At 49.3% G+C, this 22,662-nt stretch carries 22 protein-coding genes and 1 rRNA gene; 14 read left to right on the forward strand and 9 right to left on the reverse strand.

Annotated features, from left to right (window positions below; all coding sequences use genetic code 11):
* The 3 genes from rrf to CWI76_RS08570 form a co-directional block, all read left to right on the forward strand.
* Window positions 1–102, forward strand: a 5S ribosomal RNA gene (gene rrf / locus CWI76_RS08560); the annotation flags it as partial.
* A 297-nt stretch (window positions 103–399) separates the two neighbouring features.
* The gene (locus CWI76_RS08565) at window positions 400–960 is read left to right on the forward strand and encodes a cytochrome b (RefSeq protein WP_126759935.1); all 561 of its coding nucleotides are present in this window, start codon (window positions 400–402) and stop codon (window positions 958–960) included.
* Window positions 961–997: 37 nt separating this feature from the next.
* The gene (locus CWI76_RS08570; RefSeq protein WP_126759936.1) at window positions 998–1,573 is read left to right on the forward strand and encodes a YceI family protein; all 576 of its coding nucleotides are present in this window, start codon (window positions 998–1,000) and stop codon (window positions 1,571–1,573) included.
* 25 nt (window positions 1,574–1,598) lie between these two features.
* Here CWI76_RS08570 and CWI76_RS08575 read toward each other — a convergent pair whose 3' ends face one another.
* From CWI76_RS08575 to cyaY, 5 genes are read right to left on the reverse strand one after another with little or no spacing between them, the layout of a single operon-like run.
* Complete coding sequence (locus CWI76_RS08575) at window positions 1,599–2,753, reverse strand: heme biosynthesis HemY N-terminal domain-containing protein (protein ID WP_126759937.1); 1,155 nt, start codon at window positions 2,751–2,753, stop codon at window positions 1,599–1,601.
* Between the two features lie 4 nt (window positions 2,754–2,757).
* On the reverse strand, window positions 2,758–4,026 hold the full coding sequence (locus CWI76_RS08580; protein WP_126759938.1) for a uroporphyrinogen-III C-methyltransferase: 1,269 nt from the start codon (window positions 4,024–4,026) through the stop codon (window positions 2,758–2,760).
* Window positions 4,027–4,043: 17 nt separating this feature from the next.
* Window positions 4,044–4,817 (reverse strand): uroporphyrinogen-III synthase, encoded by a 774-nt coding sequence (locus tag CWI76_RS08585; RefSeq protein WP_126759939.1) that lies wholly within the window; start codon window positions 4,815–4,817, stop codon window positions 4,044–4,046.
* Window positions 4,814–5,755 carry a hydroxymethylbilane synthase gene (gene hemC / locus CWI76_RS08590; RefSeq protein WP_126759940.1) on the reverse strand — a complete coding sequence of 314 codons (942 nt, stop codon included), beginning with the start codon at window positions 5,753–5,755 and terminating at the stop codon, window positions 4,814–4,816. The genes CWI76_RS08585 and hemC overlap by 4 nt, the downstream gene beginning before the upstream one ends.
* A 15-nt stretch (window positions 5,756–5,770) precedes the next feature.
* Window positions 5,771–6,097, reverse strand: coding sequence for an iron donor protein CyaY (gene cyaY / locus CWI76_RS08595; protein ID WP_126759941.1), 327 nt, complete (start codon window positions 6,095–6,097; stop codon window positions 5,771–5,773).
* Between the two features lie 89 nt (window positions 6,098–6,186).
* Here cyaY and lptM point away from each other — a divergent pair, with 89 nt between their 5' ends.
* The 7 genes from lptM to uvrD are packed head-to-tail and all read left to right on the forward strand — an operon-like array spanning window position 6,187 to window position 12,987.
* On the forward strand, window positions 6,187–6,330 hold the full coding sequence (gene lptM, locus CWI76_RS08600; RefSeq protein ID WP_157980822.1) for an LPS translocon maturation chaperone LptM: 144 nt from the start codon (window positions 6,187–6,189) through the stop codon (window positions 6,328–6,330).
* A 2-nt stretch (window positions 6,331–6,332) separates the two neighbouring features.
* Window positions 6,333–7,583: a diaminopimelate decarboxylase gene (lysA, locus tag CWI76_RS08605; protein ID WP_126759943.1), complete on the forward strand. Its 1,251-nt coding sequence runs from the start codon at window positions 6,333–6,335 to the stop codon at window positions 7,581–7,583.
* Entirely contained in the window at window positions 7,580–8,401 is an 822-nt protein-coding gene (gene dapF / locus CWI76_RS08610; RefSeq protein ID WP_126759944.1) for a diaminopimelate epimerase, read from the forward strand. Before lysA ends, dapF begins: the two co-directional genes overlap by 4 nt.
* Window positions 8,398–9,105 carry a DUF484 family protein gene (locus CWI76_RS08615; protein WP_126759945.1) on the forward strand — a complete coding sequence of 236 codons (708 nt, stop codon included), beginning with the start codon at window positions 8,398–8,400 and terminating at the stop codon, window positions 9,103–9,105. The genes dapF and CWI76_RS08615 overlap by 4 nt, the downstream gene beginning before the upstream one ends.
* Window positions 9,092–9,997 (forward strand): tyrosine recombinase XerC, encoded by a 906-nt coding sequence (locus tag CWI76_RS08620; RefSeq protein WP_126759946.1) that lies wholly within the window; start codon window positions 9,092–9,094, stop codon window positions 9,995–9,997. The genes CWI76_RS08615 and CWI76_RS08620 overlap by 14 nt, the downstream gene beginning before the upstream one ends.
* An 8-nt stretch (window positions 9,998–10,005) precedes the next feature.
* Window positions 10,006–10,731 (forward strand): HAD-IA family hydrolase, encoded by a 726-nt coding sequence (locus tag CWI76_RS08625; protein ID WP_126759947.1) that lies wholly within the window; start codon window positions 10,006–10,008, stop codon window positions 10,729–10,731.
* A gap of 60 nt (window positions 10,732–10,791) precedes the next feature.
* The gene (gene uvrD, locus CWI76_RS08630) at window positions 10,792–12,987 is read left to right on the forward strand and encodes a DNA helicase II (RefSeq protein WP_126759948.1); all 2,196 of its coding nucleotides are present in this window, start codon (window positions 10,792–10,794) and stop codon (window positions 12,985–12,987) included.
* Here the strand turns inward: uvrD and rarD are convergent.
* Window positions 12,963–13,862 (reverse strand): EamA family transporter RarD, encoded by a 900-nt coding sequence (rarD, locus tag CWI76_RS08635; protein ID WP_126759949.1) that lies wholly within the window; start codon window positions 13,860–13,862, stop codon window positions 12,963–12,965. The two genes, uvrD and rarD, sit on opposite strands and share 25 nt — an antisense overlap.
* A 144-nt stretch (window positions 13,863–14,006) precedes the next feature.
* Between rarD and recQ the strand changes: the two genes are divergently transcribed.
* The gene (recQ, locus tag CWI76_RS08640) at window positions 14,007–15,824 is read left to right on the forward strand and encodes a DNA helicase RecQ (protein ID WP_241967996.1); all 1,818 of its coding nucleotides are present in this window, start codon (window positions 14,007–14,009) and stop codon (window positions 15,822–15,824) included.
* On the opposite strand, the gene CWI76_RS08645 is transcribed toward recQ, so the two are convergent.
* Complete coding sequence (locus CWI76_RS08645) at window positions 15,821–16,447, reverse strand: LysE family translocator (protein ID WP_126759950.1); 627 nt, start codon at window positions 16,445–16,447, stop codon at window positions 15,821–15,823. The genes recQ and CWI76_RS08645 overlap by 4 nt on opposite strands.
* A gap of 130 nt (window positions 16,448–16,577) precedes the next feature.
* Here CWI76_RS08645 and CWI76_RS08650 point away from each other — a divergent pair, with 130 nt between their 5' ends.
* From CWI76_RS08650 to CWI76_RS08660, 3 genes are read left to right on the forward strand one after another with little or no spacing between them, the layout of a single operon-like run.
* Complete coding sequence (locus CWI76_RS08650; RefSeq protein WP_126759951.1) at window positions 16,578–17,552, forward strand: Vgb family protein; 975 nt, start codon at window positions 16,578–16,580, stop codon at window positions 17,550–17,552.
* 32 nt (window positions 17,553–17,584) lie between these two features.
* Window positions 17,585–18,568, forward strand: a complete 984-nt coding sequence (locus CWI76_RS08655) for a hypothetical protein (RefSeq protein ID WP_126759952.1) — start codon at window positions 17,585–17,587, stop codon at window positions 18,566–18,568.
* Window positions 18,569–18,596: 28 nt separating this feature from the next.
* Complete coding sequence (locus tag CWI76_RS08660; RefSeq protein ID WP_126759953.1) at window positions 18,597–19,412, forward strand: mechanosensitive ion channel family protein; 816 nt, start codon at window positions 18,597–18,599, stop codon at window positions 19,410–19,412.
* Here the strand turns inward: CWI76_RS08660 and CWI76_RS08665 are convergent.
* Window positions 19,372–20,442, reverse strand: a complete 1,071-nt coding sequence (locus tag CWI76_RS08665; protein ID WP_126759954.1) for a malonyl CoA-ACP transacylase — start codon at window positions 20,440–20,442, stop codon at window positions 19,372–19,374. The two genes, CWI76_RS08660 and CWI76_RS08665, sit on opposite strands and share 41 nt — an antisense overlap.
* A complete protein-coding gene (locus CWI76_RS08670) occupies window positions 20,442–22,637 on the reverse strand; it encodes a thiamine pyrophosphate-dependent enzyme (RefSeq protein WP_126759955.1) in 2,196 nt (731 codons plus the stop codon). Before CWI76_RS08670 ends, CWI76_RS08665 begins: the two co-directional genes overlap by 1 nt.
* Between the last annotated feature and the right edge of the window lie 25 nt (window positions 22,638–22,662).

A 22,662-nucleotide genomic window follows, 5' to 3' on the forward strand; every position in this document is an offset into this window, starting at 1 on the left:
GCGAAGTGGAACCACCTGATCCATTCCGAACTCAGTAGTGAAACGCTTCAGCGCCGATGGTAGTGTGGGGCTTCCCCATGTGAGAGTAGGACACCGCCAGGCTTCAAATACGACGAGACCCCGAGCTAACGCTCGGGGTTTTTTCGTTTTGGGGAAAGCCAAAAGCGTTATTGGTTATTCGTTATTGGTTATTCGAAAAAGCCAACCCCACCCACGAATAACGAATAACGAACAACGAACAACGAACAACGCCTTCTCTCTTCTAATATCTAATATCCAATAGCTAATATCGCCTTAGTCTTTTATTCGAAAAAATAGAATATATTCCTCTAAATTATCCCATATCGTCTTTTCTAAACTCAGCTACAATGCTTATGTAAACAATTACAGGGCCTATTTATGCTGAAAAACACCATAAATTCCTATGGATGGATCGCCATCGTCATTCATTGGCTAAGTGCATTGATGGTTATTGGACTATTTGCGCTGGGCTACTGGATGTTGACGCTTGGCTATTACGACAGCTGGTATCGACTGGGTCCGTGGTGGCACAAGTCGTTTGGTATCACCTTGTTGGTGCTCACCGTCATCCGGTTGCTTTGGAAGTTCGTTAACGCAACGCCGAAACCATTGGGTACGCGCTTTGAACAAATTGGCGCACGGGTTGGGCACGGACTGATTTATGCCCTGCTATTGGTGACGATGATCAGTGGCTATTTGATCTCGACTGCTGATGGCCGAGGGATCTCGGTGTTTGACTGGTTTGAAATACCGGCGCTAATCACCAGTATTCCGCAGCAAGAGGATATTGCCGGCGCAGTACACTGGTATACCGCCTTAGCCTTGGTCATTCTTGCCGCAGGCCATGCGCTTGCCGCATTCAAGCATCACTTTGTAAATAAAGATTCAACTTTGACCCGTATGTTAGTCGCCAAACGTAACCAATCGAATAACGACTAACCAACAACGAATAACGTTTCATTTGAGGAGATTTATCATGAAAAAATTAGCACTTGCGACAGTAATTTCAGCATCATTATTCGGCGCCGCCCAAGCACACGCTGCTGACTATGTGATTGATACTAAGGATGCGCACGCATTCGTGCAGTTCAAAATTAGCCATTTAGGTTATAGCTGGTTGCTTGGCCGCTTTAACGATTTTGAAGGTACATTTAGCTACGACGAAGCCAACCCAAGCGCAGCGAAAGTTGAAGTGACTATTGATGTTGCGAGCTTAGACAGTAACCATGCTGAGCGCGACAAGCACTTACGTAGCGGTGACTTCTTCAATGTCAGCGAGTATCCAGAAGCGAAGTTTGTTTCAACGAGCTATGCACCGAATGGCGATGGTACCGGCGTACTAAAAGGTAACTTCACTTTGCATGGCACAACCAAGGAAATCGCGATTGATGTGAAAGAGATTGGTGCGGGTGAAGATCCTTGGGGTGGCTTCCGCCGTGGATTTGAAGGCGCTGTTACCTTAACGCCTGCGGAGTTTGGTATGGACTACGATTTAGGTCCAGCAGCAGAAACGGTCGAAATTTTCTTATCAATTGAAGGTATTCGTCAGTAAGCGTGATTAGCCAAGAGGCTTGCGGTTAAATCCGCAAGCCTTCTCGGTAACACTTCAAAGCATTGGCGGTGTCGCCAAGCGCATCGTAGGTTTGTGCAAGGTCAAAAAGCACACGTTGTGACGGTGCTATATCGGCAGCTCGACGTAGTGCACGTTGTGCAAGAGCATAATCCTTTGTTTGCAACGCCATTTGACCGAAAGCTTGTAATAAGAACGGATCATCCGGCTTCTTCTTCAGACCATCCTGAACAATATCGCGAAGTTCCGGACCAGCAACCAGTAACTGTTTGTCGAGCAAATAGGCGATATCTAACTCACCACGTTTTAACGCCCGCGCCGCTACTTTATCTGCTGCCGCTGTTGCGCCAAATGTTTTCAAGGCATGTAAATAGGCACGGCGAATCGCTTTATTACGACGCTGATCGCGTGTTAGAGCTTGCCAATAATCTTGCAGCGCATTGGCACTGTTACGCCCCGCTTCCAGCATTAAATGGAAGTAGGTTTCTTCGACTAGCACCTCAAATTCGGTATCGCTAAATAATTGTTGTTGTTCAGCGGCGTTAAGAACGCCCGCAATATCACGATAGCGATGTTGATGGCGGAAACCGATGATGGCTTGGCGCAGTAGTTCGGGATGACGCGGGTAATCTTTCAACAGCGCGCGTAACTGCGTCAACCGAGAATCGATGCTCTCGGGGGTCTCGCGTAGCGCAAAAATCATTTCGGCCACGGCTAGTTCGGCCTTTTGGTCGGTGTGAGTTAGCCATTCGCGAGCTTGCTTCACATCGCCAATTTGCTGCGCAGAATAGGCGGCTAACAATGCATCATTGGGTTCTTTACGTAGTTGCCAAGCACGATTCGCCGCCCGCGAGCTACCGGCATAATCACCATGATTCAGGCTGACCAACGCATCATGAAATGCCGCTTCGGCTTTTTGTTGACGACGATTACCAAACCAACGTACACCCCATTTTGTGCCGCGAATCAAACGCCCAATAAATGCCAACACTGCGCGTATAATAATGACTGCAATCACCAATAGAATTAGCGCGGCGACCACACTCGTTTCAACCGTGTATGTACCCACAGAAATCAACACGTAACCAGTATTGCCAGACCATAACGGACCAAGCAGTAATCCAGCAATGAATAAAACAATGACAACCAAGGCAGTTTTCATCGAGTTAGCCTCCTTGGTTGGTTTGTGAGATTTGATTCGCTAGGCGCTCAAGTTGAGTCGTAGCGCTCAACTCGGTCGGATATTCAGGTTGTAACTGAATCACTTGTAACGCCTTAAGCTCGTCAATAAACCGATTTAAGTCAGCTTCATTGACCTGCCCCTGCACGTCATTTAGTAAGGTTACCGCTTCATTTAGGCTGGCCTCATAGACCGCTTGTGAGCCGTTCATCGCGGCTTGTTGACCCAGTTGGAGCTGCAGTAATAATCGCTGTTGTAAGACATCGAAATAAGCATCTGCAATCATCGGTTCAACCGGCGTGTCGCGACGTTGGATGCGTACAAACTGTTGCAATAGCGTGTTAAAACTACGCTTTAGATTGCTCAACCAAGTGTCTTCGGTTGGCGCGTCAGTATTCTCATCTGACATACCTAGTTGTTGATACCATTGAGTACGAGCGACCTGATCACGCAGCGTACCAAGTTTTAAACTGACCGTTTCAATTTGGCTTTCAGGAAGTTGCTCTAGTTGCGCAATATCATTTGCAAGGGCCTGGCGTGCTTGCAAATGCGCTGGGTTATCTAGCGCAACAATATGTGACTGAGCTAATTGCAAGAACGCCAATGCAGCAGCTGAGTCATTTTCAATCCAAAGCTTGGTGGCGGCGCGCTCAGCTAAGTTGCGAGCTTCATAAATTCGCCAGTTAGATTCCTGCGAGATGTCTAGATTAGCCAGTTCAGCTTGCACCGACTGCACTGCCAATTGATAGTCATCAATGATTTGTTGCTGGCGACCTATCTGTGAATCCACGCGTTGTTCTAAATCTTCAATCGACAAACGAACCGTTGCGTTTACTGCTTGCTCCAAGTTATCTAAACGCCCTTGCAGCTCCTCAATGGTTGCGGCTGAGGTATCTTGTTGTTGAGCCATTGAAGCAATCTGTTGCTGATGCAAAGGCCAAATGCGTGTGTATCCAAACCATATTGCAACAATAATGACGGCAGCAAGAAGCACCACGATTAGCCAAGCGATTAATGCTGAATTTCGCTTAGGATTCTTGGTAGCATCCTTCGGTATAGGTTTCGGCGCTGGTTTTGTCTTGTCCACTGCCGCATTTTCGGAACCTTTCTTGGCAGTGTCTTCAGTTGCTGCCGAAGTTGCTTTCACCGTTGGCGCTTCCGTTTTCTGTGGCGCAGTTTCGGTTGCAGACTGCTTTTCTGCAGGCGTCTTGGCTTGCTCATTCGTTGCAGACTTTTGCTTTTTCGACTCACTCATGGAGGTTCCTTATATGCTTACTGCTGTTCCAATAATTGTTGCCAGGCATCGGCAATTGCGAACGGCGTTGCACTATGCGCAACGGCAACCTTGCCATGCACTGCTGATGGCATCAATTGCTTTAATCGATCGCTCGCGACAATCCAATAACACTGTTCTAACCAGCTTAACGCTTGCTTTGGCAACGCCGCAAGAAAATAACCTAACTGCTCGGCGCTGGTAACGACGATACCGTTAATCCGCTGCTGCCATTGTTCAAATTCAGTCGCATCAAGAGATACCGGTGTACGTTGATACACTTCCAGATACGTCACTTCGGCGCCGCGTGCTCGCAGCGTGTCTGCAACGAGCTCACGACCGCCATGGCCGCGCACGAGTAACCAGCGCTGACCTTTTACCCGTTGTAACTCAGGCAGTTTCAGCAAGGCATCGCTGTTGTGCTGTCGCCACGGACAATTCACTGGGCGACCAACCACTTTTGCAATTGCCGCAGCACTGGTTGGCCCCACGGCATACCAGCGTGCTGAGGGCATCGCACACTCTGGCGCCCACGCCTGCGCTTGCTGGGCAAAATAGCGCGCAGCATTCACGCTGACCATCATGCCGGCATCCCACGGTTGCCGCAAAATGTCGCGCAAACTGTAGTTGGGATCGTCAAAGCTACTAATTTTCACCATACTTTTGCTGCTACAGGTTAACGCTATGCCAGCCCCGCTCGCTCGCTGCTGTAATAACTGAGCTAACTCGCGCGCTTGGTCATCTGGTCGTAACAGCAGCAAATGATGGCTCATGATTGCAACTCATTCTCCGCATACACATCGTTCAAAATTTTACCGGCGCCGCGCGCTAATAAATACTCGGCCAATTCAGTACCGAGCGCCTCGGCATGATCGCGATGGCCTTTTATTTCACCTTCAATAATTTCACTGCCGTCAGGGCGCCCCACCAAGCCACGCAAATGGAGGAGTTCACCGTGCAACTCAGCGTATGCCCCAATGGGTACTTGGCAACCACCTTGCAATCGGCGATTCATCGCGCGTTCAGCTAATACGCAGCTGCGTGTATCGGCGCAGGTAAGCGGTGCCAATAACGCTTTTGTGGCGTCGTCATCACTACGACACTCTATACCAAGCACACCTTGACCATTGGCAGGCAAACTTAGCTCAGCAGGAATGCGCTGTTTAATGCGGTCAGTCAGCTCTAAGCGTATCAACCCAGATGCCGCCAGAATAATAGCGTCGAACTGCCCTTCATCGAGTTTCCGTAAGCGCGTTTGCACGTTGCCGCGCAAATCGTGAACCACAAGATGAGGGAAGTTTGCCAAGATTTGGCACTTACGGCGCAAACTACAGGTGCCTACAATGGCGCCCTCGGGTAAATCGTCAAGTTGCGCATAATTATTTGAAACAAAGGCATCGCGCGGATCTTCACGCTCGCAAATACCAAACAACTCAAGGCCTTCAGGGAACTCAACGGGCAAGTCTTTCATCGAATGCACAGCTAAATCAGCTTGGCCTTCAAGCATGGCAACCTCAAGTTCTTTAACGAACAGCCCCTTCCCACCAATTTTTGCTAATGGCGTATCAAGAATCACGTCACCTCGCGTGCTCATCGGCAGCAGTTCTACCGTCAAATCGGGATGTAACTGCTCGAGGCGCGCTTTAATGTGTTCCGCTTGCCACATGGCGAGCAGGCTCTTGCGTGTGGCGATGCGTAAAGTTTTACTCATAATTCAGCTCTAAACTTAGTTTGAAGGTGGTGTTAGCAACAAGGTCGTGTCAGCTTGGCGACTTGCCGCTTCGCTAAGTAGCGCCCATAATTCGCTACCGGTGCGGTTATCAATCCATTGCCCGTCGCGATACTCAAAGTGATGACCATTAAACTTGGTTGCTACCCAGAGTTGATGCAGAGGAGGCTGCTTGTTGATGACCATTTTGGTGCCATTCGGGAATGTTAATTCAAGGATGTCGCCGCCTGACTCACAATCAATATCAACGCCGCAGGCTTCTACTGCTTCTTCAATAGCTAAAATAGTTGCTTCGGCTAATTCATGGTATTCGTGCTCTTGCATGTCAACTCCTGATAATGACATTTGTGCGTCTCAATGCGATGATAGACGCATCAACAAATTTAACCGTAATTATTAGGTACAGTTTACCGATGTTTAACTTGAAAGTAATGCGTCTGATCATTGTAGCAGGAACACTCGGTTTTATCGCCGCTTGTGGGCAAAAAGGGCCGTTAGAAATGCCGCCACCAGCTGAACAAAACCAACCGTCCAACCCTGCAGAAAATGGTGAGTAGGCATGAGTTTTAATTATCGTGATGGCGAGCTTTTTGCCGAACAATGCCGCGTGAGTGAACTTGCCGCTGAGCACGGTACGCCGTTATATGTCTATTCGCATCAGCGTATGGTAGAAAATTGGCGGCAATTCGCCGCGCATTGGCCGGCGCCGCACAAGCTTTGTTACGCCGTAAAAGCCAATAGTAATTTGGCCGTATTGAATGTGCTGGCAAAGCTTGGTGCTGGTTTTGATATCGTTTCTGGTGGTGAACTAGCCCGCGTTATTGCGGCTGGCGGTAAAGCAAGTGATGTCGTTTTTTCAGGCGTTGCCAAAAGCCGCAACGAAATGGCTTATGCGTTAGAGCAAGGCATCTATTGTTTCAATGTTGAATCGGCTGCTGAATTAGAGCGGCTGAATGACGTTGCCAAAGCGCACGGGGTTGTTGCTCCAGTGTCGTTACGCGTGAACCCCGATGTGGATGCCCAGACTCATCCGTACATCTCAACGGGCCTGAAAAGCAATAAATTTGGGATTGCTATGGCGCAAGCGCCGGATGTTGCGCGCCGAGCTCAGGGGCTTTCGAATATTGCCATGCAAGGGTTAGATTGCCATATTGGCTCACAGATTCTCACGCCAGCGCCATTTTTAGATGCCGCAGATTTAATGCTCGAATTGATTGTAACGTTGCGTAACGAGGGCATCGCAATCTCCCACCTCGATATGGGGGGTGGTATGGGCATTCCTTACCAGCACGAGAATAAGCTTGATGTGAGTGCTTACTTACTTGAGCTGCAAAAGCGTGCTGAGCAAGTCGGTGACCTCACTTTAATGCTCGAGCCGGGCCGAGCCATTGTCGGCAATGCTGGCGTGTTAGTCACGCAGGTTGAATATCATAAACCGGGCGTTGAGAAAGACTTTTTATTGGTTGATGCGGGTATGAACGACCTTATGCGTCCGGCACTGTATCAAGCGTACCATGACATTATCCCGGTCACCCAGCATGAAGCTGGTACGTCTATTGTGGATGTGGTGGGACCGGTATGTGAAACCGGCGACTTTCTTGGTCATGCGCGTCACATAACCGCAAACGAGGGCGATTTGTTGGCGGTTATGAATGCTGGCGCCTATGGTTTTACTATGAGCTCGAATTACAATACGCGCCCACGTGCCGCAGAAGTCATGGTTGCTGGCAACAAGGCGCAAGTGATTCGAGCGCGCGAAAAGCTGAGTGATTTATGGAAAGGTGAGCAAATCATGGAGATGCCAGAATGAATTTTGCAAAAATGCATGGGCTCGGCAATGACTTCATGGTGATAGATGGCGTCACTCAGAATATTTATGTCAACCCAGAACAAATTCGGCATTGGGCCGATCGTCATCGTGGTGTTGGCTTTGATCAGCTGTTGTTGGTTGAACCACCCTATGACCCCGATCTGGATTTTCATTATCGTATTTTCAACGCCGATGGCTCGGAAGTATCCCAATGTGGAAATGGTGCGCGTTGTTTCGCGCTGTTTGTGAAACTTAAAGGCCTAAGCAATAAAAATCATCTGCGTGTGAGCACCAAAGCGGGCAAAATGGTTTTGCATCATGAGCGTGACGGGCGTATTACTGTTGAGATGGGGCGGCCGACATTTACCCCAGCCGAAGTACCGTTTAAAGCGAACAAAGAAGAGCTAACGTATATTTTGCGCGAACAAGATCAAACCATTTTGGCTGGCGTTATGGGCATTGGAAATCCGCATTGTGTGATTGAAGTGGATAATGTTGATACGGCTCCGGTTGATTCGATGGGTAAAGCATTAGCAACGCATGAACGTTTCCCTGAAGGCGTGAATGTTGGTTTTATGCAGGTGGTTGATCGCAACCGAATTAAACTTCGTGTGTACGAACGCGGCGTTGGAGAAACGCAAGCTTGTGGGAGCGGTGCGTGTGCAGCCGCAGTGATTGGTATGCGCCAAGACAAGCTTGCCGATCAAGTGATTGTGGAATTACCCGGCGGTTATTTGACGATTCGTTGGCAACCAGGCCAACCGGTGCGCATGACCGGTTCTGCTGAGCATGTTTATGATGGATATATAAAACTATGACGACAGAAGTAAAAAAATTAGGTACCCCAGTTGTTGACGACACGCTCATTGCTCAATACCTAGAAGAGAACCCTGATTTTTTTGAGCGACATCCACAGTTGTTACAGCAACTAAGCTTGCGTCATCAGGAGCGCGGTGCCGTATCGTTGGTGGAACGCCAACAACAGGTATTGCGCCAGCGCATTATGCATTTGGAAGAAGAAATCACGGATTTAATGGTGACGGCACGCCGCAATGAAGAGTTATTTCAAACCTACAGTGAGCTCTATGTCACGCTGCTGGAGTGCGACGACTTACCAAGCATTATGGATGCATTGCAGCAAACTTTCTCTGAACGCCTCAATATGCCAGCCTTGCGTTTGAAGTTTTTCGATAGCCCCATTGAGCTTGATGAACAGTTCACCTTTGCTGCCGATACGCACAAAATGCTACTGAGCAAACGTTTCCAGAATTCTCAGGTGTACTTAGGGCGTTTGACAGCAGATGAGAAAAAGCTGCTGTTCCCAGATGAACCCATTGCCTCGGTTGCGTTATTGCTTCTCGGCAATAAGGGCGAATTAGGGATGTTGGCGATTGGTAACCACGATGCCGGACATTTTGAGCCCGCAATGGATACTTTGCTCGTGCGTCAATTGCAAGCGTTGTTGAGTAAGTTGCTGCCGCCTTTATTGCAGCATCAAGCCAACCATCATGACGCTGTCTGAATTACGCCAACGTTTTTTAGATCACCTAGCCGGCGAGCGCGGGCTCGCCGATCACACGCTCAATAGTTATGGTCGGATTCTCGCCGACGACATTGTGGAATTAGCGAGTCAGCGCATCGATAATCCACAGCAATTTAACCTTCCAGTATTTGAACGCTTGTTTGTCAGCTGGCGCCGGCGCGGTCTTGGCGATGCATCGCTGGCGCTGAGGTTAGCTGCTTGGCGAACATTTTGTCAGTATCTCATTCGCGAAAACTGGTTAACGGACAATCCCGCTGCACAGCTTAAAGCACCGCGCAAAGCCAAGCGTTTACCGAAAAACCTTGATGTAGACAGCATTAGCCAGTTGCTGCAATTGCCGCAAGATGATCCGCTAGCGATTCGTGACGCCGCCATGATGGAGCTTTTATATGGCAGTGGACTGCGTTTAGCTGAGCTGGTGGCGCTTGATGTTGATGCGATTCAGCCACGGCACCGAGAACTTCGAGTTTTAGGTAAAGGTAATAAAACACGCATTGTCCCTTATGGACGTTGCGCAGCAGAAGCGTTAGAGCGTTGGTTACCGCTCCGCGCACAGTGGTTAGGTGGCAATATAACCGAGCTTGCGCTGTTTATTTCACAGCGGAACCAGCGTATTAATCCGCGCACTGTGCAGCAACGCTTGAATTATTGGGGACAACAGCAAGGGCTAAAAGGTACGTTGCATCCGCATAAACTACGCCACTCGTTTGCTTCGCATATGTTAGAATCAAGTGGTGATTTGCGCGCTGTGCAAGAATTGCTTGGCCATGCGAATTTAAGTACCACGCAAGTGTATACCCATCTCGATTTTCAACACTTGGCGAAGGTTTACGATGGCGCTCATCCGCGCGCTCGGAAGAAAAAAGAATAGGTTGATTGATGCAGTTTTATCGCCGCTTATATCCTGTCAAAACTGTCAGCTTTGATCTCGATGATACCCTTTATAACAATGTGCCAGTGATGCAGCGAGCCGAGCAAGCTGTCCGTGATTTCCTTGCTCGCGAATTCCCGCAAACAGCAGCATGGCAAGCGTCCGATTGGTTACGGCATCGTCAACAGCTTATGCACGCACAGCCCGATTTAGCGAGCAATATGACGCAATTGCGCCGTACCGCTCTGGCTGATGGGTTGCGTCAGTTTGCCATTGCTGAGAACGAAATTAGTGGCGGTGTCGACGCCGCTTTTGCACACTTCATGGCACATCGCAATGCGGTTGAAATTTCGGCAGATGTTCACGCCGCATTGGCGCAACTTGCTGAATATTACCCTTTGTTTGCGTTAAGCAATGGTAATGTCAGCGTTGATGCCATTGGTCTTGGTGATTATTTCACTGGAGTCTTTCAGCCGTCAGACGAACTTCGCGGTAAACCTTTTGCGGATATGTTTTTGGCGGCACAGCAGCAACTTCCCGAAGTGGCACCGTCGCAATGGTTACACGTCGGTGATAGTCCAAATGCTGATGTATTAGGCGCCCATCGTGTCGGTTGGCAGAGTGCCTGGTTCACCGGTGGTTTAGGTAAACACGATCACTTACAAGTATTGCCGACATTGGCGTACAACAATTTGCAGCAACTCACCGACCAGTTACTTAAATCGCATAAGTAACTGGTTGCATATACAGTATTCTGTGACTACACTGCCCTTTTTATTTGTTGGTAATTATTCATGCAACATCACCCATTACTCGCACAACTGAACGACAAACAACGTGAAGCCGTTGGCGCCGCCGAGCGTCACATGTTGGTCCTTGCCGGCGCTGGCAGTGGTAAAACACGGGTGTTGGTGCATCGTATTGCTTGGCTCATTCAAGAAAAAGGCATTTCACCACATAGCATTATGGCGGTGACTTTTACTAACAAAGCGGCGGCGGAAATGCGTGGGCGTATTGAGCAGCTGTTAGGTAGTTCAGTGCGCACGATGTGGATTGGTACCTTTCATGGGCTCGCGCATCGCTTACTTCGTGCGCATTATATGGATGTCGGGTTACCGCAGAATTTTCAAATTCTCGATAGTGACGATCAACAGCGCTTGGTCAAACGCGTCATGCGTAGCTTGAATTTAGATGAAAAACGTTGGCCGCCGAAGCAAGCACAATGGTTTATCAACGGCAAAAAAGATGAAGGTTTGCGGCCTCATCATCTCGATGGGTATGACTTCAATGAGCGCACCTTAAAAGAGATATATGAGGCCTATCAAGTCGCTTGTGACCGCGCAGGGCTGGTCGATTTCGCTGAATTGTTGCTACGCGCGCACGAGCTCATTCGTGATAACAAGCATGTCCGTGAGCATTATCAGCGTCGCTTCCGCCATATTTTGGTGGACGAGTTCCAAGATACCAATGCCATTCAATATGGCTGGATCAAACTGCTTTCGGGAGTCGGTCAAGGGCATGATGACACGAACTATGTCACCATCGTGGGTGACGATGATCAATCGATTTACGGCTGGCGCGGCGCTCGCGTAGAGAATATTCAGCAATTTTTACGCGACTTCCCGAATGTTTTAACTATTCGATTGGAGCAAAACTATCGCTCCACCAATAATATTCTGACGGCTGCTAACGAGGTGATCGCCAATAACCAAGGGCGTCTCGGTAAAGAGTTATGGACTGATGGCAGCGCTGGTGAGCCAATTGATTTGTACGCTGCCTTCAACGAAATGGACGAGGCGCGTTATATTGCCGGGCGCATCGAGCAATGGCATGAGCAGGGTAATGCGTTGCAAGATGTCGCCATTTTATACCGCAGTAACGCGCAATCGCGCGTACTGGAAGAAGCCTTGCTGCATGCCCGAATTCCTTATCGTATCTATGGCGGGTTACGCTTCTTTGACCGTATGGAAGTCAAAGATGCGCTGGCTTATATGCGCTTAGTGGCGAGCCGTAATGATGACGCCGCGTTTGAGCGCGTGATCAATACGCCAACGCGGGGTATTGGTGACCGAACGCTTGGCATTATTCGTGAAGGGTCGCGAGAGCGCGGATTACCGATGTGGGAAGCGGCGAAGCAATTGGTGCAAGAAAAAATTCTGAATGGTCGAGCGGGCAATGCGGTGCAAGCCTTCCTCGATTTAATTGATGGCCTCGAGGATGAAACCAGCGATTATCCGTTGGGCCGTCAAGTCGATACAGCGATCAAAAAAAGTGGTTTGATGGCGATGTTTCAGGCTGAAAAGGGCGAGAAAGCAGAAACTCGCGTTGAGAACTTAAAAGAGCTCGTGAACGCCTGCGACAACTTCAACACGCTCGACAGCGTGATTGAAGATGAGATGACGCCGCTCAATGCCTTCTTGGCGCATGCAGCGTTGGAATCGGGCGAAGAACAAGCTGATGAGCATCAAGATGCCGTGCAGTTAATGACGTTGCACAGTGCGAAAGGTCTCGAGTTTCCGCTCGTGTTTATGAGCGGCGTTGAAGAGGGTTTATTTCCGTCGCAGCAATCGATTGGTGAGAGTGGTCGGCTCGAAGAAGAGCGTCGCCTGTGCTACGTGGGTATGACGCGCGCCATGCAAAAACTGGTGATTAGTTACGCCGAATCACGGCGCATTTACGGCCAAGAAAAGCATAGTACGGTGAGTCGCTTTGTGGGTGAGATTCCACCGGAAATGATTCATCACGTGCGCTTGCAGTCGCGTACCACACATCAATCCCATGCACTTGGTCGGTTTCACAGTGGTGCTAGCCACGAAGCATTTGAGCAAACCGGATATAGTCTCGGTCAGCGCGTACGTCATACCAAGTTTGGCGAAGGTACGGTGCTGAACTACGAGGGCACGGGCCCACAAAGTCGTATTCAAGTGAACTTCGACGAGGTGGGCAGCAAATGGTTAGTTGTTGGCTACGCGCGTTTAGAGCGCTGTTGATGCACGAGCGTATCAATGCTGTAAAGCGCTAACGCCACCCAAATAATGGCGAACGTCACCAGCTTATCTGCAGCGAGTGGTTCGCCATACACCCACACGGCCAGAACGAACATCATACTGGGGCCAATGTACTGAAAGAAACCCAAGGTTGAATAGCGAATGCGTTGCGCGGCCGCGGTGAAACATAATAATGGCGCCGTCGTCACAACACCTGCAGCAATAAGTAGCGTGTTAATCTGCCATGTATTCTGGGTCATATCAGCCGCATTAGAGCTGGCAAAGAACACTAAATATATCAGTACCGCAGGCGTCAATATTAATGTTTCGAGCCACAGGCCGGTAATTGAGTCTATCGGTAGACGTTTACGAATAGCGCCATAAATTGCGAAGCTGCATGCGAGCGCTAGTGCCACCCATGGCACCGAACCGAAAGAAATAACCTGAATCAACACGCCGATAACAGCAAGCGCTATGGCAACCAACTGCATTTTACGCATCCGCTCAGCAAAAAACGCCATACCAATCGCCACGTTTAACAGTGGGTTAATGTAATAACCTAAGCTGGCATCGAGTATATGATCGTTGTTAATCGCCCAAATGAACAAGAACCAATTACCGCCGAGTAAACAGGTTGCCAAGGCTAAACGTGCCATTTGTTGTTTATTTTGCAGCACAGGCTTTAAGCGATTGCCGCGACGAAGCACCATAATCAGGATAAATACAAGAATGAAGGACCAGAGAATGCGGTGGCTTAGAATCTCCAAAGCCGGTACTTCTTGCAGCCATTTAAAGTAAATCGGCGCAACACCCCACATAGTGTAAGCAGCAATAGCAAAGAATACACCTTGGCGGCTGCGGGCGGCATCATCAGTCATCTTGAGCATCTCACGTTGAATTGTACGAAAAACCAGCACTCGCCGACAGAATATCACGGATTTTCATGATCGTCGGTGGAGCTTCGCAAGCGGGATGCATACAATAGAGCTAATACGAGCTTGCCGTCAATTGGAGACGCTATTTTGTCTGAATCTGCGCTGTCACAACTTCTTGCCGATGTATTTGGCTATACCGCGTTTCGCGAAGGCCAACTGCAGGTGATCGAAGCCGTGCAGCAACAGCGCGATGCCCTAGTGTTGATGCCAACAGGTGGTGGCAAGTCACTTTGTTATCAGTTGCCTGGATTAAATTCGGACGGCTTAACGGTGGTGATTTCGCCGCTGATTAGTCTTATGCAAGACCAAGTGGAAGCCCTACAAACCATGGGTGTTCCCGCAGCAGCGCTCAACAATGGACTCACGCCAGAGCAAAGCAGCCAGATCATGCAACAGCTCAATAGTAATCAAATACGGTTACTTTATGTGAGTCCAGAGCGTGCCATGCAAGGTTTTTTCATTCGTTTACTGCAACAATGGCCGGTGACTTTGGTTGCGATTGATGAGGCGCACTGTATTTCTCAATGGGGCCACGATTTCCGTCCTGAATATGGTCAGCTCGGCCAACTTCGTGAATCGTTGCCCAATGTGCCGTTTATGGCGTTAACCGCAACCGCTGATGCCGCAACGGAAGCCGATATTATTAGTCGGCTGCATTTACACGATCCGGTAGTGTATAAAGGATCGTTTGACCGTCCCAATATCCGCTACGTGGTTGAAGAAAAATACAAACCCTATAAGCAGGTCACCGACTACATTAAGAAACAGCGTGGCGCTTCAGGAATCGTTTATTGTGGTAGTCGCAAGAAGGTTGAAGAGCTTGCCGAAAAGCTCCAGCGAGAAGGTCTGCGCGCCGCTGGATATCATGCCGGCATGGAACATGACCAACGTGAGACCGTACTGCGTGGCTTTGTTCGCGATGATATTGATGTGGTGGTGGCAACTGTGGCGTTTGGGATGGGTATCAACAAGCCGAATGTGCGCTTTGTGGTGCATTTCGACGTGCCGCGTAGTGTTGAAGGTTATTATCAAGAAACCGGCCGTGCCGGCCGTGATGGTTTGCCAGCTGAAGCGGTGCTGCTCTATGATCCGTCCGATGCTGCATGGATAAAATCGATTATTCACGATCACCCAGATGAAGAACGTCGTCGTATTGAGCTGCATAAGTTTACTGCCATGCAGGCAATGAGTGAGGCGCAAACTTGTCGGCGTTTAGTCTTACTCAACTACTTCAATGAATACCGCGATAAGCCCTGTGGAAACTGCGATATCTGTCTCGATCCACCGCGCCAATACGATGGTACGGTTGACGCGCAAAAAGTGCTGTCTTGTGTTTATCGTGTTGGCCAGCGCTTTGGCGTGAATCACGTGATTGATGTGTTGCGTGGTAGTAAATCGCAGCGGCTTATTGAATTAGGGCACGACAAGCTATCAACGTATGGCATTGGCGCTGAACAAAGCCACGAATACTGGCTAGGCGTGGTGCGTCAGCTCATTCATCGTGGTCTGGTGATTCAAAATGTGCAGCAGTATGGCGTGCTGCAACTGACCGATGCAGCGCGGCCGGTACTGCGCGGTGAAGTCGCCTTACAGCTTGCCGAACCGCGCATCAATTTAGTGGTGAGCAAACCGCGAGTGGCTGACCGCGGTGATTACGATAAGGTGCTGTTCCGGCGTTTACGTGCGCTACGCAAAGCCATTGCCGACGCTGAAGAGGTGCCACCGTTTGTGGTATTCAACGACACCAGCTTAGTGGAAATGGCGGTGAGTTACCCAACTGATGAAACGGCCATGTTGGCCATTACCGGTGTCGGTCAGAAAAAGTTAGAACGCTACGGCCAAGAGTTTATCGCGGCAATTACTGCCTACCTCGATGCCGACGATGAACCTATTAGCAGTTTTTAAACCGCTGGCGCGAAGTAAAAGCGCCATAACTCCATCACCACTGGCACAATAGATAGCACCAGAATAATCGCCATGGTGATATTGAACAGACGCTGCATGATTGGGTTCGTTAACACCTTGCGTAGTAACGAACCAAAGACTAACCACACACCAACGCATGGAAACGCCATTAGCAAGAAAGCTAAGGTAATAGCTAGTACTTCCAGGAATGGCGTACCTTGTACCGTCGTGAACGCAGCCACCGCACCTGACGCCATCACCCAAGCCTTTGCATTCACCCATTGAAACAGTGCTGCCTGCCAAAACGTGAACGGTTTTTTCTCGCCCCTTTTAATTGCTTGCGGCTCTGCGGTACCGATATGCCATGCTAACCACAACAAATACAGCACGCCGAGTACCTTGATCAATTGATGCAAATTCGGGAAACGATCAAAAATCACCCCAAAGCCTAACCCGACCAGCAGCACCATCAGTGGGAAGCCTAAACAAATACCCAAAAAGTGCGGCATGCTCGCCTTAACGCCGTAGTTCATGCCCGATGACATAATCATGACGTTGTTTGGTCCAGGTGTTATGGTGGTCGAGAAAGCAAAAAATAAAACAGCAATAAAGATCTCAAACATAAAAAGAGCCGTTACTCGTTAGTGGTTATTCGTTTTTCGAAAAACATGAAAACACTATAAATCAATGACAGTCTATACTCCATTAACGAATAACGAATAACGAATAACGAATAACGAAGTGGAGGTTATTATGTTGGCAATGACATTAGCACTCATGCTCAGTGGCGCTCCGGCCGAGCCGGCGAATGCCACGCTTGAAATTACCGAATGGCAAGTGCCATGGGAAAACTCGCGACCGCGCGACCCTTATGTCGCCGGTGATGATGAAGTTTGGTTTGTTGGGCAACGCTCTGATTATGCAGCCGTGTTGAACCCAAAAACCGGTGAAATGAAACGGGTTGATTTGCCTGATGGCGCCGGACCGCACAATATTATTGTGGATGACCGCGGTGCTTGGTATGCCGGCAACAAAGGTGCACATATAGGGAAAATCGATCGGGAAACCTTTGAAATTACGCAGTATCCGCTACCTGGAAAAGGCCGCCGTGACGTTCATACCATGGAGTTTGATATGAATGGCGACATTTGGTTTAGCGCGCAAGGTGCGAATCAAATTGGCCATATGGATGCGAAAACGAACAATATTACCTTGTGGGATGTGCCAACCAAGAATGCACGCCCTTATGGTCTTGTGGTGTTTCAAGGTAAGCCGTGGGCTACCTTGTTTGGTACGAATAAGCTCGTGACACTGGACGATGACAATGACGTGAAAGAAATCCAATTGCCTCGTGACAACAATCGGCCACGTCGGCTGGGCGTCGATGCACAAGGTCATTTCTGGTACGTCGATTATGCGGGTGGCTATTTAGGACGCTGGAATCCGGCCACGGATGAAATTAAGGAATGGCCAATGCCTGCGGGCACGCAGTCGATGCCGTATGCTATGGCAGTCGATCATCGCGGTTACGTATGGGCTGCGGAAACGGGTGTTCAACCTAACCGAATTGTTGGCTTTGATTCGGTAAGTGAAACCTTCACTGAACCGTTTGAAGTTCAAAGTGGCGGCGGCACAATTCGCCATATGGTGTTTGATCCAGAAAGCCGCGCACTATGGTTCGGCACCGATACAAATACAATAGGCCGTGCCACTATCCGTCATTATTGAGTCGGAAAACCAGATAAAAGGACACGGAATCTATGTCATCTGAAAACAACTGGCGCATCATCCGGTTAGCTGAATTTAAACGGCCTGATGCGCCAGCAAGTACCCGCGTGCAACAGTTGTTTCAGCATATTCGAAACTTGTTTCCAAGGGTTGAAGAAAGGTCTGACGATGAAGAACAATCGGACTTCCCAGGTTATCGCGAGTTTGATTTAAAACCTGGTGCTGATGCACTCGACGTAGCTTTCGACGAGTGGCGCGAAGATGGCGATTCCGGTATTAAATTCCTGATTAGTCCGCCGTTTAGCGGTACGGCTAACATTGTGCGTGAATGGGCAGTGCGACATCAATGGCCTTCATTAACAGCTCCAAAGGAAGAACAATTCTGCGGTATTGATGTTGAGTCATGGTGGCGAGAGCAATCAGCTAAACAATGGATAATTGACGACTTCGCTAAGTACTGGCAACGGCGCACCGATGGCCTGACGTTTATCCGTGCTTTGTTACCAAAGTTATTGCGTGGTGAACTAGGGCAAGGCCTTGTCGTTTGCGACAGTTGGAGCTTTGCATTTCTGCAACGCGCTTGGCCAGTAAACCTTCCGAATGTCTATTGCTTTGCGGCAGCTGATGAGGTGCTTTTGCGTCAAGTCGGTATTCAGGCCGAAGATAAAAAATTAAAAAGTTTAGCGGCGAGAGCTTTCGGCAACGTCGGTTTGGCGCTTGCATTATGGGCTGTGGAGCAAGACAGCGAACACCAACTTCCGAGTATGCCGCCTGATTGTCGTGATGAAACGGCATTTGTTCTCTATACATTACTATTGCATCGGGGCTTAGCAGGCGAATCGCTACAGCGTTTGCTACCGATAATCACCGCCGATCAGCTTGATGTTCAGTTACTTCAGTTGCAACAAGCAAAGTTAATTAGCTATGAAGACAATGAATGGTATGTAACCGTTTACGGTTACTTAGCTGTGCGTGACTTTTTGAGGAGTCGCGGCTTTTTCGTTGATGCGTTCTAGCACCAACTGTTGCGAGTAGGAAATGAGTATGGAAACGGACAAAATTCTTGGGTTATTTAAAACGGTAACAAGCGACGTTGTTATTGAAATTGCAGTGGTGATTGCGGCTTCAGTGGCAATTATATGGTTAAGCCAGCGGTTATTCCCCTGGATTGCAGAGCACTTACACGGTAAGCAACGTCTGTTTGTGTTAGCGATGATTCCAACCTTGCGTGTTATTGTCTTTGTCTTGGCAACCATTTGGATTGTACCGATGGTAATAGAAACCTCGATGCAAAACATGGTTGCGATTCTTGGAGCTGCAGGTCTGGCGATTGGCTTCGCCATGAAAGATTATGTGAGCAGTTTGGTGGCTGGTATTGTTGCAGTATATGAATTGCCCTACCGCCCAGGTGATTGGATTGAAGTAAACGGAACCTATGGTGAGGTAAAACATATTGGTATGCGTGCCGTAGAGATAGTCACGCCAGACGACACGGTTGTTTTCATCCCACATCTAAAATTATGGACGGAATTGATTCACAATGCGAACAATGGTGGCGCTAGTTTGATGTGTGTAACGCACTTTTATTTGGCACCAAATCACGATCCAAACCTAGTGCGCAGCATTCTTGAAGATGTGACTTTAACGAGCCCTTATGTAAAGCTCCAGAATCCAATTTCGGTAAGCGTTCGAGAACAGCCTTGGGGCACACATTATCGCATCAAAGCTTATCCTATTGATCCGCGCCAGCAGTTTCAATTTATCAGCGACCTGACTGCTCGAGGCAAAAATTGCCTTCGAGCAGCATCTATCGACTTTGCTAACCTGTCACCAGAGCACGCTGTTCAGGTAACCCCATAGACAACACATAGGGCGTGTCAGCTTGCTGGCGCGCCGCAAACTCCGCTTTGCTATTCAACCCCTGCCAGTTCATCTCAATGAGAGCTTGCGCTACCGCACCACCTAAACCGGCACCTGGCCCCAATAAAATAATATGGTCTGGCGCAAATTCTTTCACCGCCGTTTGAATGGCGCGGGTGAAGTCATACGTTTGTGTTACCTGATGACCGAGTGTGTACTGATGTAACGCGGCCTTATCAACCACGTGGGGTGACCAAATATGCCCGCGACCATCAATTAACGGTACTTGCGGCGCTCGAAATGCGGCTTGCGGCCATAAATCGAGCGCTTGCTGCGACGCGTCGTTCATAAAATGTGTGTGGAACGCGGCGTGGCCAGGCAAAATCATTGGGAAACGGTCATCAACACGAGGTAACGATTTGACCGCTTCGGTACAGGCTTGTTCGGACCCGGCAAGTACTGCATAACCGCCGTAGCGAATCGACATTTTCAACTCATCAGGAAAGCGTGCGAGTTGCTCATTAACCGCGTCGATATAGCCTTGGTGCGGACGCCAATCGCTGTCGACAATCGGGTAAATAAATTGAGCGCCTTCGCCGCCAGCAGTGAGCTGCGCCATGTTGGTAACTAACCGCGTACTGGTGTCAATGTCCCAGCAACCGGCGCTCGCCACCGCGGTGTACCATCCCATTGAGTTGCCGGTAATGCCAACCACTTCGAAACGCTCATGATCAATCGACAAATAATCTAGGTAGCCGCCAGCATAAATCAGCGCGGCTGCGTTCTCAGGTTTCTGATGAAGTGACGTTTTAAACAATGGCGCTTGATCAAGCGCGGTAACCGTTGGTTGCCCTAATTGGTCACGAACAGCGTCGATCTGATGCAGTACATCGGTTAAATTTGCCTTATTATCGCCGATTTTTGTCGAAGGTGAGGCCGAAATTGAGCCTACAATTGATCCCAATTCTGGTTTGTTGTAAGTACCTCGCCCAGGGCAAACAATCAGGGCGGTTTTACGTTCTGTAGCCATTAGTTCGCCTCCAGCAATTGTTGCGCCTGGGCAATGATCTGTTCAGTCGATGGTAAAACGCTGTAGGCCGCTTTACCTAGAGGGATAAAGCTATCTTCTGCGTTGAGGCGCGAAACAGTAAACATACCGGGGTTGGTTTCATGTAATGCTGTGAATAACTCTTCACTCAATGAGCCGCGGCGCCGACATTCGTCCACAATTAATACTTTTTTACAGCCACCCAGTGCATCAATTATTTTATCCACATGCAGTGGTACTAAACAGCGGATATCAAGAACGCGAACTTTATGGCCTTGCTCGGCAAGTTTTGCTTCCGCTTGGCGACTCAAATAGTAGCCATTACCGTACGAGATAATTGCTAAATCATTGCCGTCACCGTGAATGGCAGGTTCACCAAGTATCGGTGTCGGCTCTTGCGGGCTTGGGTACTCGTGTAACCAGCCACCGTCACCTTCTTGGTGTAAATCACGGGTCATGTAGAGCGCAATCGGCTCCAACATGATCACCACGCGTTGCTCACGTGCCGCTAAGTCAACTGCTTGACGCATCAATAAAGCGCCATCACGACCATTCGATGGACACAATAAAATCACACCCGGAATATCGCGAAACACCGCAAATGAGTTGTCATTGTGGAAGTGTCCGCCAAAGCCGCGTTGGTAAGCAAGCCCGGCAATGCGAATCACCATTGGGTTGGTGTACTGGCCATTGGAGAAGAATGACAGCGTTGCGGCCTCACCGCGTATTTGGTCTTCCGCATTATGGACGTAGGCCAAAAACTGAATTTCCGGCATCGCAATAAAACCTTGCTGTGCCATTCCAATCGCGAGTCCGAGAATACTTTGCTCATCAAGCACAGTATTCAGTACCCGGTTCGGGCCAAAAGCTTCCATCAGGTGTTGGGTGACGTGATATACGCCGCCTTTTTTGGCAATATCCTCACCACACATCACGATGTTTTGGTGTTGTGCCATCAAGTCATGCAGCGCTAAGTTAATGAGTTTGGCTAAATGCTGAGGCTTCCCAGCGTTGTGCTTGTCCCACTTGAATAAGTTTGTGCGCTGCTCGCCACTCACCGGCGCTGGTAGGTTGCTCTTCCGCTTTGGCGGTACAATCGAAGCCATCACCTGTTCAGCGGTTTCTAATTTGGGCTGTTGCGATGCTTGTTTCGCGATACGTGCTATACGTTGCTGCTGTTGATGCACATACGCAATGAGCTGTTGGTGGTCGAGTAAACCACGACTGATTAACGCGGCGCAGCTATCCAAAAGCGGATCGCGTTCGCTATCGAGGGCGATTTCCTGTTTGCTACGATAGGCAACTTCTGCGTCAGCTCCAGCGTGGCCAAACAAACGTACGGTGCGTAAATGGAGCACTGCCGGTTTGCGCTTCTGCCGAACATAGTCAGCTGCCTCGCGCGCTACCAAATAGGTCTCTGCTAAATTACTTCCATCGGCAAAGAAATACTTCAACGACGGGCGTTGGCTCAGTTGCTGCTGAATCCAGCCTTTTGGCGTATGAGTCGAAATGCCCAACCCATTATCTTCGCATACCAATAACAAAGGCATAGGAATTTGCTGATAAGCCGCCCAACTGGCTGAGTTGATCGCGCCAAGTGCGGTCGAATGGTTGGCCGAAGCATCCCCAAAGCTACACATAGCAATTGCATCATGCGGCCAGGTACCTTTGTGGTTTAAGCGCTTTGATAAACCAATCGCAAATGCTGTGCCCATTGCTTTTGGAACGTGCGAGGCAATGGTGCTGGTTTGTGGCGGAACGTTTAAATGCAAGCTACCCAAAACTTTATGGCGACCGCCGGCAATAGGCTCGTCCGCCGAGGCGGCAAAACTTAGCATCATGTCGTACAGCGGCGTGCTACCAGGCGCTTGCTTCGCCCGCTGAATAAAGAACGCTCCGCTACGATAATGCAAAAACGCTGGGTCAGTTACGCGTAAAGCTTTCGCTACCGCGGCATTGCCTTCATGACCGGCGCTACCGATGGTGTAGAAACTTTGCCCCGCCGCTTGCATCAAGCGTGATTGCAAATCCAATAAGCGGCTATCAAGTTGCGATTCAAATAAATCAAACAAATCAGCATCGCTTAGAACACCACCGGCGGCGTGCGCCGTTGGTAAGCGATGGTCATCAATACGCTGGATAAACTCCACCAGCCACGGGTGCATTGCTGCAGCCATAGGGAAACCTCCTGCGACCGAGTGG

Origin of the sequence: Pseudidiomarina marina, assembly GCF_003987045.1 — a bacterium.
Lineage (GTDB): Bacteria > Pseudomonadota > Gammaproteobacteria > Enterobacterales > Alteromonadaceae > Pseudidiomarina > Pseudidiomarina marina.